Raw genomic sequence first — 13,057 nt, 5'->3', positions numbered from 1 at the left:
TGAACTTGCCGGAGGGCGTACCGATCATTTATAACCGTTTTTCCATGCGATGTTTAGTTGCCACACTAGTGGCTGGCTTATTTCTGCTGTGCTCCGGGTGCAGCACCGTTCAGGACACAAAAACACCGACCGAGGCGGCATCTGCTCCGCTCAAACTCTGGTACAATACCCCCGCCGCCGACTGGAACGAGGCGCTGCCCCTCGGCAACGGGCGGCTGGGCGTAATGCTGTTCGGCGGGGCCGGGCAGGAACGCCTCCAACTGAACGAAGAGACGGTGTGGGCCGGAGAGCCCGGCAACAACCTGATTCCGGCGCTGAAGGGGGCGCTGCCCGACATCCGCCGGTTGCTCTTTGAGGGGAAGTACCAGGAGGCGCAGGATCTGGGCAACCGAGTGCTGCCCCGCCACCCAACGGAAGACAACAACTACGGCATGCCGTACCAGACGGTAGGCAACGTATTCCTGGAGTTTCCCGGCCACGAAAACCCAACCGACTATTACCGGGATCTGGACATTGGCACGGCCGTGGCGTCCGTCAGTTACCGGGTGGGCGATGTGCAGTACCGGCGGGAGGTGTTTGCCTCCTTTCCCGACGACGTGATCGTGGTGCGGCTGGAAGCCGACCGGCCCGGTAGCCTGACCTTCAACGTGCGGGTGGAAACGCCGCAGAAGACCCACCAGGTGCAAACGGCGGGGCAGCAGTTGGTGCTGTCCGGCACGTCGGGCCGTGCCGACAACAAAACCGGGCAAGTGGCGTTTCAGGCGCTGGTACAGCCGCAGGTGGAAGGAGGACAGGTGGTTACGACCGATAGCGCGTTGCAGATCCAGGGGGCCGATGCCGCCACACTTTACCTGTCGGTCGGGACCAACTTCAACAACTACCACGATCTGACGGGCAACGCTGCGCAACGCGCCGCCGACCGGTTGCAGGCCGCGCAGCAAACGCCTTATCCGGCAGCGAAAGCGGCCCACAGCGCGTACTACCGGAAGTTTTTCGACCGGGTTTCGCTTGACCTGGGCACGACCGACTCGCTGCAGAAGCCGACCGACGAGCGCCTGCGGGAGTTCGCGACGGGGCACGATCCTGGTCTGGTGTCGCTGTACTTTCAATACGGGCGTTATCTGCTCATCTCCAGCTCGCAGCCGGGCGGCCAGCCCGCCAATTTGCAGGGCATCTGGAACGATCAGCTCTTTCCGCCGTGGGACAGCAAGTACACCATCAACATCAACACCGAGATGAACTACTGGCCGGCTGAGGTGACCCACCTCCCCGAGATGCACGAGCCGCTGTTCGCCATGCTCAAGGAACTGTCGGTCACCGGGCAGGAAAGTGCCACGCAGATGTACGGCGCCCGGGGCTGGGCGGTCCACCACAACACCGACGTGTGGCGCATCACCGGCCCGGTCGACGGCGCTTATTACGGGCTTTGGCCGATGGGTGGCGCGTGGCTGTCGCAGCACCTGTGGCAGCGTTACCTTTTTTCCGGCGACGAAGCTTTTCTACGGGACGTCTATCCGTTGCTGAAAGGCGCAGCGACTTTTTACGTCGACGTGTTGCAGGAAGAGCCGAGTCACCACTGGCTGGTGGTAGCGCCCTCCATGTCGCCGGAGAACTCACACCCGCACGGCGGCTCGATGGCTGCCGGAACCACGATGGACAACCAACTGGTGTTCGACGTGTTTTCCAACCTGATTCAGGCGGCCGGCATACTAAACCGCGATGCGACCTTTGTCGACACCGTGCAGGCCAGACTGGATCGCCTGCCGCCCATGCAGATTGGTCGGTGGGGGCAGTTGCAGGAATGGATGCAGGACTGGGACCGGGAAGACGACAAGCACCGCCACATTTCACACTTGTACGGGCTGTACCCCAGCAACCAGATTTCCCCCCTCCGGCACCCGGACCTGTTTGCGGCCGCCCACACCTCGCTGGTGGCGCGCGGCGATAAATCGACGGGCTGGTCGATGGGCTGGAAGGTCAACTTCTGGGCGCGCCTGTTGGACGGCAACCGGGCCTACCGGCTGATTCAGGATCAGCTCTCACCGGCGGGTCAGGGCGAGGGCGAACACGGCGGCGGCACGTATCCCAACCTGTTGGACGCTCATCCGCCGTTCCAGATCGACGGCAACTTTGGTTGTACCGCCGGGATCGCCGAGATGCTGGTGCAGAGCCACGACGGGGCCGTGCAGCTACTGCCGGCCCTGCCCGACGCCTGGCCGCAAGGCACGGTAACGGGGCTGCGGGCCCGGGGTGGATTTACCCTCGACGAGCTGACCTGGTCCGATGGCAACGTGGAGCGCCTCGTGGTGACCTCGAATTTGGGGGGCGTGTTGCGTCTCCGTACGACGCAGACCCTTCAGGCTGAGGAGGGCACGACGCTGAACGAAGCCACCGGCGAAAATCCCAATCCTTTTTACCGGACGGCGGCTATCAAAACGCCCCTCGTCGCCGATGGCGCGACAACGGGACCCGCGCCGACCTCCGACACCCGCCTGTACGAGGTGGAAACTGAAAAAGGGAAACGCTATGTTTTCACACGGACGCGCTAGAAAAGCGCGCGGGAGACGGCTGCGAGTCGCAGCTGCGAATTACCTTGCCCGTCTTGTTTGTTTACCGTATTTCCGTACACACGATAAAACCGTGTTATGCTGCCGAAAGGCGATCTGTTGATCTTCTACCAAAACCACCTCTTGTGAACACCTCTCTGCCGTACCTGTCTGCCTTTTCGCCCTTCCCCAAACTCCTGAAAAAACTCGTCTTTGTCGGCCTGTGTAGCTTGCTGGGGTCCACCACGCTCTACGGGCAGGTGAGACTACCGCGGCTGATCAGCGACAGCATGGTGGTGCAGCGCGACAAACCCGTGCAACTCTGGGGCTGGGCTGCGCCCGGCGAGCAAGTGAGCATCCGCTTTCAGGGAAAGCGCTACAAGGCCAAAACCGGAACGGACGGCAAGTGGCAGGTGCGTACCCGACCGCTGAAGGCCGGAGGCCCCTACACGATGGACATTTCGGCGACGAATCAGATCACCCTGCGCAACGTGCTGGTGGGCGATGTGTGGTTGTGCGCGGGCCAGTCGAACATGGTGCACTACATGGAACTGCACCAGGAGCGGTATGCCGAGGCGGTGGCGCAGGCCAACGATCTGGAGATTCGTCAGTTTCTGGTGCCGACCGCGACCGACCTGACCGGACCGGCCGAAGAGTTGCCCGGAGGGAGCTGGAAAGCCGCCACCCGCGAAAACATCGGTCGTTTTTCGGTGGTCGCGTATTTCTTTGCCAAGAAGTTATACGAAGCCGAGGGCGTGCCCATCGGGCTGATCAACACCAGCGTCGGTGGTACGCCCATCGAAGCGTGGACCAGCGAAGAAGGGTTGCAGGCCTTTCCGGACCTGGTTGAAACCATCGAGCGCAACAAAGACACGGCGGCGGTGAACCGCATCAACCGCGAAGCACAGGCAGTCCGTGCCGAGCAAGCCAAGCGTACTCCCGAAGACCAGGGCTTGGCGGCCACACCGCCTTGGTACGCGGCCGACTACGAACCCCGGAACTGGTACCCCATCGACGTGCCGGGTTTCTGGCAGAACGTCGGCCTGAAAAACCTCTCGGGCGTGGTCTGGTACCGCCGCGAAATCACGGTGCCCGCTTCGATGGTGGGGAAACCCGCCCGGCTGGCCCTGGGGCGCATTGTCGACGCCGACGTCGCCTACGTGAACGGCGTAGAGGTCGGCAGCACGTCGTACCAGTACCCGCAACGCCGCTATACGGTGCCGGCGGGCGTACTGAAGCCGGGTAAAAACGAACTGGTCGTGCGTGTGGTCAGCTACGGATGGAGCGGCGGCTTTGTGCCCGACAAACCGTACGAATTGTCGGTCGGCGATCAGGTGATCGAGTTGCAGGGCCACTGGCAGTACAAGATCGGGGCGGTCTACCCCCGCAACAACGCGGCCCCTCCCGGGGGCATTTCGGCACAGAACCAGCCGACGGCCCTGTTCAACGGCATGGTTGCGCCGTTGTTGCCGGTCACGCTCAAGGGAGGCATTTGGTACCAGGGCGAAAGCAACGCCGGGCGGCCGGAAGAATACGAACAGTTGCAACCCGCCCAGATTGCCGACTGGCGGAACCAGACCGGCCAGCCCGACCTGCCCTTTTTGTTCGTGCAACTCCCCAACTTTATGGACGTGGACTACCAACCCTCCGAAAGCAGTTGGGCCCGGTTGCGAGAGGCGCAGCTGAAAAGCCTGCACGTGCCTCATACGGGCATGGCCGTGGCCATCGACCTCGGGGAGTGGAACGACATCCATCCCGACAACAAAAAGCCCGTTGGCGACCGGTTGGCCCTGGCGGCCCTGAACGTGGCGTATGGTCGCCAGGACGTGGTGTATTCCGGCCCGCTGTACCGTTCGTCCGAGATCAAAGGCGACCGGATGGTGCTTCAGTTCGATCAGGTGGGAAGCGGCTTGGTGTCGCACGACGGAGAGGACCTGAAGTGGTTTGCCATCGCCGGAGAGGACAAGAAGTTTGTCTGGGCACATGCCAAAATCGAGGGCAACACGGTGGTGGTGTGGAGCGACCAGGTGCCGAACCCCCGGTACGTGCGCTACGCCTGGGCGGACAATCCGCGCGGCGCCAATCTGTACAACCAGGAAGGGCTTCCGGCCTCACCGTTCCGCACCGACGAAGGAAAATAATCCTACACGGGGGTGTAGGCGTCGTGCCACAAAAGCACCACAACGCTTCCGGCTGGACCGGGAGGGGCTACGTACTTGCGTGAACCCATCGAACTTCTTAGCGAAAATAGAAACGAATGATTTTTCAGCGAATCGCCTTCCTGTGGATGTTGGTAGCGTTTTGGGGGGCAGGTACCCTCCGCGCACAGAATCCCATCCTCCACGCCGACGTCCCCGACCTGTCGATGATACGCGTCGGCGACACTTACTACATGAGCAGCACCACCATGCACATGAGCCCGGGTGTGCCCATCATGAAATCGACCGATCTGGTCAACTGGGAACTGATCGGTTATGCCTACGACACCCTCGCCGATCAGGACGACCTGAACCTGATGAACGGGAAGAGCACCTACGGACGCGGCTCGTGGGCCAGTTGCCTCCGCCACCACAACGGCACGTTCTATGTCTCCACGTTCGCGCAAACTACCGGCAAGACCTACATCTTCTCGACGAAAGATCCGGAGCAAGGTCCCTGGCAGGTCGCTTCGTTTGCGCCCTCTTACCATGACCACACGATTTTTTTCGATGATGACGGGAAGGTGTACATGATCTGGGGTGGCGGCACGCTGCGCATGGTGGAACTAAAAAGCGACCTCTCGGGCGTGAAAGAAGGCACCGAACGTGTACTGATCGAAAACGCCAACGCTCCCGCCGGGCCGAACATCGGCCTGAATGCGGAGGGCTCTCAGCTGTTTAAGGTGAAGGGGAAATACTACCTGTTCAACATCGTCTGGCCCAAAGGGGGCATGCGCACCGTTCTGATCCACCGGGCCGACCAAATTACCGGTCCTTACGAAGGCCGCGTCGCCCTGCAGGACAAAGGCGTAGCGCAGGGCGGGTTGATCGACACACCCGCCGGCGACTGGTACGCGTACCTGTTTCGCGATTACGGGGCGGTGGGCCGCATCCCGTATCTGGTGCCGGTGACCTGGCAAGACGGCTGGCCGGTGCTGGGGATCGACGGCAAAGTACCCGACACGCTGGAAGGCTTGCCCGCCACGAAGGGACTGATTCCCGGACTGGTGCATTCCGACGAATTTACCCGGAAAAAAGGCGAGCCTGCCCTGCCGCTGGTCTGGCAGTGGAACCACAATCCCGACAACGAGCACTGGTCGCTTACCGGGCGCAAGGGTTTCTTACGCCTGACCACCGGGCGGGTCGATACCACGTTGATGTTAGTCCGCAACATGCTGACGCAGCGCACCATCGGGCCGGAATGCGCCGGGACGACTGCCCTTGACGTTTCTCACTTGAAAGAAGGCGACCGGGCGGGCCTGGCGCTGTTGCAACAGAAATACGGTTGGGTGGGGGTGAAGTACGAAAACGGACGCAAATCGCTCGTGATGGTCAATGCCGAATCGGGTCGGGCGGAAGAGGCACAACAAGTGCCGTTCGATCAGAAAACCGTCTACCTGCGGGCCGTCTGCGATTTCCGCGACCGTCGCGATGTGGCGACATTTTTCTATAGCCTCGACGGAAAAACCTGGACCCGGATCGGGAACGAGTTGCACATGGAATACACCTTGCCGCACTTTATGGGCTACCGCTTCGGGTTGTTTACCTACGCGACCCAGACGCCTGGTGGCTACGCAGACTTCGACTACTTCCGCATCACCGACGAGGTGACCAAGCACCCGTAACGCCGCGCAGACGCATCAACGGAGCCAGGCCTGTCGACGTGTAAGTCGCCAGAAGAACCCACCCAGGGTGATGCCCCGCGCCAGCAGAAAGGCCAGCATGGCGTACCACAACGCAACGTTGCCATGCTGCCGGGTGAACCACCAGACGGGGAAGAAGACCAGCAATGCACTGACCACCATCGTGTCGCGCATGGGGGCGGAGCGCGTCAGCCCGACAAAGACGCCGTCGAACAGAAAGCACCAGTGGGCAAGCAGAGGCAGCGCCACCATGAGCGGCAGGTACGGAAGCGCCGCCCGGTACAGATCGTCCAGGTCGGTCAGGAGGCGCAGGAGGGAGGGGCCGCCGCTGAAAAAGCCAACTGCATAGACCAACGCAAATACCGTTGACCAGAGCAATCCCTGTTGGGTCTGGACGACGACCTGCTTTGCCTGTCCCGCCCCGACCGCTTCCCCGACCAGGGCTTCCACGGCGTAGGCAATGCCGTCGAGGCCCAGGGCAATCAACACAAAAAACTGCATCAACAGCGCATTGACGGCGGCGGCCGTTTCGCCCAGTCGGGCACCTTGCAGGGTAACGAAGGCCAGACAGGCTTGCAGCGCCAGGTTGCGGATCAGCATGTTGCCGTTGAGCTTAAGAAGCATGCGCCGGGCCGCCGCATTGAACCAGTCGCGGTGAGGCGCTACGCCCGCGCACATGCGCAGTGCAAAGGCCCCGGCCATGCCCATCATGGCGTACTCGGCCAGGACGCTCGCCAGCGCTACGCCCGGCACCGACATCTGCAACCCCAGCACCAGCACCAGATCCGATACGGCATTCAACAAGTTGCCGACCACCTGAATGACCAGCACCGTGCGCGTTTTTTGTTGCCCCACCAGCCAGCCGATCAGCACCAGATTTAGCAGCGCCGCCGGAGCTCCCCACACCCGCACCGAAAAATAGGCTTGCGCGTGGGTGGCGACCTCGGCGGGCGGAGCGGCTAGCCCCATGCCCACCTGCCAGAGCGGCCACTGGAGCGCCACGATCACCAGCCCCAGCAGAGCCGCGACGCCGGCCGTCTGCCACAGCACCTTGGCCGACTGCAGCACCGGCTCCCGGGGATTGCCCTTGGCCTGGGCACTCAAGCCGGTGGTCGACATGCGCAGAAAGCCACAGACCCAGTAAAGTTGTGTCAGGATGAGCGCCCCGATGGAAGCACCCGCCAACATGGCCGCCGAATCCATATGGCCCATCACGGCGGTGTCCACCAACCCGAGCAACGGCGTGGTGCTGTTCGCCAGGATCATGGGAAAGGCGAGGGTCAGCAAATGCTTGTGGGCCTGCCAGCCCTGCAAAGAAGGTGTTGTGGACTTCAACCGTGCGCGAAGAGGTTACAAAAGCGACTGCAAGGTATCATTTCTGTGCGATGCACTCCAACCCGCGTACGCTTGCCGCGGAAGTTGTCGGAATCGTTCACAACGCATGGGCTTCGTTGAGGCCGGACGTGCATCTTCGCAAATTCTTTCTATATTGAACAATCCATCTGTCCCGGGTTGCGGAATACGGGGCAGGTCCATTACCTTGTCCTTACGTGGCTGGCAGTGCCTGCCCAACCTACCACCACATGTCCACCGTTACTGCAGACGCTTCGGATTTTTTTGCCACGCAGTGGAACCGCCTTCGTCAGGGAGACGAAACGGCGCTCAAGGAACTTTTTACGGCGTTTCATGCGGACCTGTGCCAATACGGCGCGCGCCTGTCGGGCAACGAAGAACTGGCGCGCGACTGCGTGCAAGTGGTTTTCCTGAACCTGTGGCAACGCCGCGCGCGGCTGGTGGAAGTCAGAAAAGTGAAGGCTTACCTGTTTCAGGCGTTGCGGCACGAACTGTTGAAGAAGATGGAACGCCAGCAGCGGCATTCCCTCCTGCACCAGGAAATCGGGCACGAGTTCTACGGACCTCTGTTTTCGCCGGAAGAGTTGGTGGTGGATGCCGAGCGGGCCGAAGAACAGCGGCGCGTACTGGCCCAGGCGTTGAACCACCTGTCTGCGCGGGAGCGGGAGGTGATCTACCTCCGCTACTTCGAGGGGCTGAACTGTACGCAGATCAGCGAGATTATGGGCATCGGGTACCAGCCCGTGCTCAATTGCCTGTACCGGGCCTGCCAGCGTCTGCGGAAAGACGATCGCCTGCGGCAGATCGCCGACCTGACCCTGGTGGCGTTCCTGAGCGTACTGCTCGCCTAAAATTTTTTTTCAAGATTGGTTATGAAACGACCGGGCCGGGATCATGGGGGTATATCGTCCCTCTGAACCCCGTGAAGTACACGCCCGAAGACCTTCTCCGCGACCCCTCTTTCCAACAATGGATTTTGGACGACGACCCTCAGGCTGCGTTGCAGTGGGAGCGTTGGCTGACGGCCCACCCGGAGCAGCGTGCCGTGGTGGAGGCGGCCGCCCTGCTGCTGCGGGGACCACAGTTTAAAAAGCCGGCGTTCGATGCCCGGAAAACCGACGCCGACTGGCGGCGCTTGCAGGCACAGCTCCAGGCGAACGCGCCTCAGATGCGCCCTCTGCGCCGAACGTCCCACCGGTGGGCCTACCGAGTTGCCGCGGCTATGGTCGTGTTGCTGACGGCCGTCGGAGCCGTTTGGTGGATCGACTACACCTCCTACGAACGTCTGGCCACCGCCTTCGGCGAACGGCAGGAGGTGGTGTTGCCCGATGGGTCGCGCGTCGTGCTGAATGCCAACTCGCGCCTGCGGTACACCAAAGACTGGCAGCAGGCCACTGCCCGTGAAGTGTGGCTGGACGGTGAAGCGTTTTTCAAGGTAGCCAAACAACCGACCCCGGCCGGCGGCATCAAGTTCGTGGTTCACACCGACGACCTGGACGTGGAAGTGCTGGGTACGGAATTCAACGTCCAGAAACGAGCCCGGCTGACGGAGGTAACGCTGGAGGAAGGGCGCATTCGTCTCGAGTTGCACGCCCCCGAGGCCGAACAGGAAGTCGTGCTGCAACCGGGCGATCAGGTGGCCTACCATCCCGACACCCGTCAGTTGGAGCGCCGTCAGTTGAAGGCGCCCGAACACATCTCCGCCTGGCAGCAGGGCCAGCTGGTGCTGGATCAGAAAACCCTGGGCGAAGTTGCCATGACGCTGGAAGACCACTTCGGCAAGCAGGTGGTGTTTGCCGACCAATCGCTCTCGCAGGTTCGGCTCAGCGGCCGCTATCCGCTCGACGACCTGGACCGGTTGCTGGAAGCGCTGAGCGTTTCGGCGCAGATGGACATCGCACACGACAACCAACGCATCGTCTTTCGACCTATGCATCCTTAGATACAAACAACTGCCTAATCTACATTTATGAAAAAAGTAATCTACCACGCTATTTGCCTGGCGTTGGCCGCTACGCCTGTGTGCGCAGGAAAGGCGCAGAGCCTGGCGCTGGCGACGGCCCGCCAGCAGGGTGAGGCCGCACGTGCCGCCAAGCGCGAGCTGACGCAGGTGCTTCAGGAAATCGAAGACTTCTACCAGGTGGAGTTCCTCTACCGTATGGATGCGGTCGAGCAAAAGAAAGTGGTGCTGCCGGAGCTGAAAAGCCGGTCGTTGCCCCAGGTGATGAGCGAAGTAATGCAAGAGGCCGGTCTGAGCTACCGTAAACTGGACGACACGCACTATGCGCTGTACGCGACCCTCCCGCCCCAGGGCCACTTGCCCCACCGCGCCGGGCAAATCGTTCCGTCCATGCGCCAGCTCCAGGTCCAGACCCTGGCCCCTCGCCGGCTTGCGCCGACCGCCCTTGCGGTGTCGGGCCGCATTACGGATGTCGACGGTGAGGGCATTCCCGGCGTCAATGTTCTGGAAAAGGGCACGACCAACGGGACCATCACCGATGTAGAAGGACGTTACGTGCTGAACGTAGCGGAAACCGCCACGCTGGTGTTCAGTGCTGTAGGGTACCTGACGCAGGAAGTAGCCGTGGCCAGCCGCAGCACGCTCGACCTCACCATGGAAGAGGACGTGAAAGCCCTGGAAGAAGTGGTGGTAGTCGGCTACGGCACGCAGGAAAAAGCGGAAGTGACCAGCTCCATCGCGTCGGTCAAGTCGCGGGAGTTCATCAAAGCGCCGGTGAAAAACGCCGGGCAACTGTTGCAGGGAAAAGTGGCCGGCCTGACGGTCGCTTCGTCGAGTGGTGACCCGACCAGTGGCGTCGCAGTGCTGTTGCGGGGCAATACTACCATTCTGGGGGCGAATACCTCGCCGCTGGTGCTGATCGACGGCATTCCGGGCGACCTGAACACCGTCGCGCCCGAAGACATCGAGTCGATCGACGTGCTGAAAGACGGTTCGGCCGCTGCGATTTATGGCGTCCGGGGAAACAACGGCGTAATTCTGATCACGACCAAGCGGTTCCAGGAAGGTGGCGGGGAGATCAACACCGTCGAATACAGCACTCAACTGAGCACGCAACGCATCGCCCGCCGGCTGAACATGCTCACGGCCGATGACTACCGGCAGCAGATTGCGTCGGGCATCCGCGACGCTTCGTGGGACAACGGGCATTCGACCGACTGGTTCGAAGAGACAACGCAGAAGCCCTTTTCGCAGGTCCACAACCTGACTTTCCGGGGGGGCACCAGCAAGACCAACTACCTGCTCAACTTCAACTACCGCGGGTTTAACGGCATCATCAAAAAGTCGGACAACGAAACGTTCAACGGCCGCATCGACGTGGTGCACCAGATGTTCAAAGACAAACTCACGCTGAACCTGGGCATCATCGGCCGGCAGAATACCTACACCACCACCGGCGACGGCTTCAGCTTCAACGGCTGGACCTACCGGCAGATGATGATCCAGAACCCCACCTCGCCGACCCGCAACGAAGACGGAAACTGGTTTCAGGAGGGGATTTTCGACTACGACAACCCGCTGGCGCGGCTCTACGAAAGCGACGGACGCAACAAAACGCAGTACACCCGCTACAACGCCCGCATCAACTTTACTCCGTTCAACGGCCTACGCCTGAACGCCAACATGGCCTACGACAAATACAACCAGTCGCGGGGCTATGCCGAAACCAAGCGCCACGTTTCCACCACCCGCGACGGGCGCAACGGTTACGCGTCGGTCGGAGCCGACGAAAACATCTACCGGTTTCTGGAGCTGATTGCCGAATACCGCAAAAATTTCGGCGATCACAAGTTTACGGCACTGGCCGGCTACGGCTACCAGGAGAGCGAGTGGCTGAACATGTGGATGCAGAACTACGACTTCGCGACCGATGCATTCGGCTACGCCAACATCGGGGCCGGAAAAGCCCTCACCGAAGGCAAAGCCGCGCAGGGCAGCAGCCGGGGTACCAACAACCTGATCAGTTTCTTTGGTCGCAGCACCTACAGTTTCCGGGAAAAATACCTGCTGATGGCCAGCGTGCGGCACGAAGCCGCCAGCCAGCTGTACGGCACCAAGAAGCCCTGGGGCACCTTCCCGGCCGTATCGGTCGGGTGGCGCGTCAACGAAGAAGCGTTTCTGAGAGGCCTCTCTTCGCTGAACAACCTGAAGCTGCGGGCGGGCTATGGCGTGACCGGCAACCCGCCGAGCGACGCTTTTCTGGGCGTTGCTACGCTGAGTTATGCCGACTATTTTCTGGTGAACGGCAACTGGATTCGTTCGCTGGTGCCGTCGCAGAACCCCAACCCGAACCTGCGCTGGGAAGAGAAAAAAGAGTTTAACGTCGGATTGGATTATGGGCTGTTGAACGACCGCATCTACGGCAGCATCGACTATTACGTGCGGCGCATCGACGGCCTGCTGTACGACTACCAGGTGCCCAGTCCTCCCAACATCTACACCTCGACGCGGGTCAACGTCGGCATCATGGAAAACAAAGGGTTGGAGGTCAACCTGTCGACGGTACCCTTCAAAACCGACCATTTTACCTGGACGTCGCAGTTCCTGTTTTCTACCAACGCCAACAAACTCGTCAGCCTGTCGAACGACCTGTACAAGCTGGAGTCGAATTACTTCACCGCCGGCGGCACGGGCGTTCCCATCCAGACCCATACGCACATCGTCGAAATCGGGGAGCGGATCGGCAACTTCCACGGCTACAAGGTGGTGGATGTGACCGACGACGGCTACTGGATCTACGAAACCAAATCGGGCGAGCGCGTGCCCTACAACGACTTCAACCGCGGCTTCGACGACAAGCAGATCATCGGCAACGGCATTCCGAAGTACCACGCCGGGTGGAACAACACCTTCCGCTACAAGAGCTTCGACCTGAGCGTGACCATGCGCGGCTCGTTTGCCTACCAGATCATCAACTTCCAGCGCATGTACTACGAAAATACCGGCGACGACCGGTACAACCGCCTGAAATCGGCCTACGATCCGATTTTCGGCAAAGCCGTGCTCAACAAAAACGTGCCGCTCGAATTCAACAGCTACTACGTGGAAGACGGCGACTTCTGGAAGATCGACAACATTACGCTGGGGTACAATTTCGACCACCTCAAGCTGAAGGCCATTCGGTCGGCACGGGTGTACGTATCGACGCTCAACACGTTCATCATCACGCGCTACAAGGGCATCGATCCGGAAGTGAGCTGGACGGGGCTGGACCCCGGCATCGACAACCGCGATAAGTACCCGACCACCCGCACCTTCACGCTGGGCGTTAACCTCAACTTTTAACCTTCTACCGCC

Annotated in this window: 7 protein-coding genes; 6 read left to right on the top strand and 1 reads right to left on the bottom strand. The window is 61.1% G+C overall.

Annotation, left to right across the window (positions count from 1 at the left end; translation table 11 throughout):
* Positions 1-44: 44 nt before the first annotated feature.
* The 3 genes from BLR44_RS13265 (at position 45) to BLR44_RS13255 (ending at position 6,369) form a co-directional block, all read left to right on the top strand.
* Positions 45-2,549, top strand: coding sequence for a glycoside hydrolase family 95 protein (locus BLR44_RS13265; RefSeq protein WP_089682858.1), 2,505 nt, complete (start codon positions 45-47; stop codon positions 2,547-2,549).
* Between the two features lie 143 nt (positions 2,550-2,692).
* A complete protein-coding gene (locus BLR44_RS13260; RefSeq protein ID WP_245706050.1) occupies positions 2,693-4,687 on the top strand; it encodes a sialate O-acetylesterase in 1,995 nt (664 codons plus the stop codon).
* 146 nt (positions 4,688-4,833) lie between these two features.
* Positions 4,834-6,369, top strand: a complete 1,536-nt coding sequence (locus BLR44_RS13255; protein WP_245706059.1) for a glycoside hydrolase family 43 protein — start codon at positions 4,834-4,836, stop codon at positions 6,367-6,369.
* Between the two features lie 15 nt (positions 6,370-6,384).
* Here BLR44_RS13255 and BLR44_RS13250 read toward each other — a convergent pair whose 3' ends face one another.
* Positions 6,385-7,722 (bottom strand): MATE family efflux transporter, encoded by a 1,338-nt coding sequence (locus BLR44_RS13250; RefSeq protein ID WP_218127065.1) that lies wholly within the window; start codon positions 7,720-7,722, stop codon positions 6,385-6,387.
* A 248-nt stretch (positions 7,723-7,970) separates the two neighbouring features.
* On the opposite strand from BLR44_RS13250, the gene BLR44_RS13245 reads away from it, so the two are divergent.
* The 3 genes from BLR44_RS13245 (at position 7,971) to BLR44_RS13235 (ending at position 13,045) form a co-directional block, all read left to right on the top strand.
* Positions 7,971-8,591 (top strand): RNA polymerase sigma factor, encoded by a 621-nt coding sequence (locus tag BLR44_RS13245; protein ID WP_089682590.1) that lies wholly within the window; start codon positions 7,971-7,973, stop codon positions 8,589-8,591.
* 71 nt (positions 8,592-8,662) lie between these two features.
* Positions 8,663-9,682 carry a FecR family protein gene (locus tag BLR44_RS13240; RefSeq protein ID WP_089682588.1) on the top strand — a complete coding sequence of 340 codons (1,020 nt, stop codon included), beginning with the start codon at positions 8,663-8,665 and terminating at the stop codon, positions 9,680-9,682.
* 27 nt (positions 9,683-9,709) lie between these two features.
* Complete coding sequence (locus tag BLR44_RS13235; protein WP_218127064.1) at positions 9,710-13,045, top strand: SusC/RagA family TonB-linked outer membrane protein; 3,336 nt, start codon at positions 9,710-9,712, stop codon at positions 13,043-13,045.
* Positions 13,046-13,057 lie beyond the last annotated feature (12 nt).

This window comes from Catalinimonas alkaloidigena (genome assembly GCF_900100765.1).
GTDB lineage: Bacteria > Bacteroidota > Bacteroidia > Cytophagales > Flexibacteraceae > Mooreia > Mooreia alkaloidigena.
Note: the sequence above shows the minus strand (reverse complement) of the source record. Positions and strands in the feature narration are given on the sequence as shown.

What these genes read in the sequence shown, in the direction of transcription:
- BLR44_RS13265 (WP_089682858.1), top strand. Translation starts at nt 45, where the DNA reads ATGCGATGTTTAGTTGCCACACTAGTGGCTGGCTTATTTCTGCTGTGC.
- BLR44_RS13255 (WP_245706059.1), top strand. Translation starts at nt 4,834, where the DNA reads ATGTTGGTAGCGTTTTGGGGGGCAGGTACCCTCCGCGCACAGAATCCC.
- BLR44_RS13245 (WP_089682590.1), top strand. Translation starts at nt 7,971, where the DNA reads ATGTCCACCGTTACTGCAGACGCTTCGGATTTTTTTGCCACGCAGTGG.
- BLR44_RS13235 (WP_218127064.1), top strand. Translation starts at nt 9,710, where the DNA reads ATGAAAAAAGTAATCTACCACGCTATTTGCCTGGCGTTGGCCGCTACG.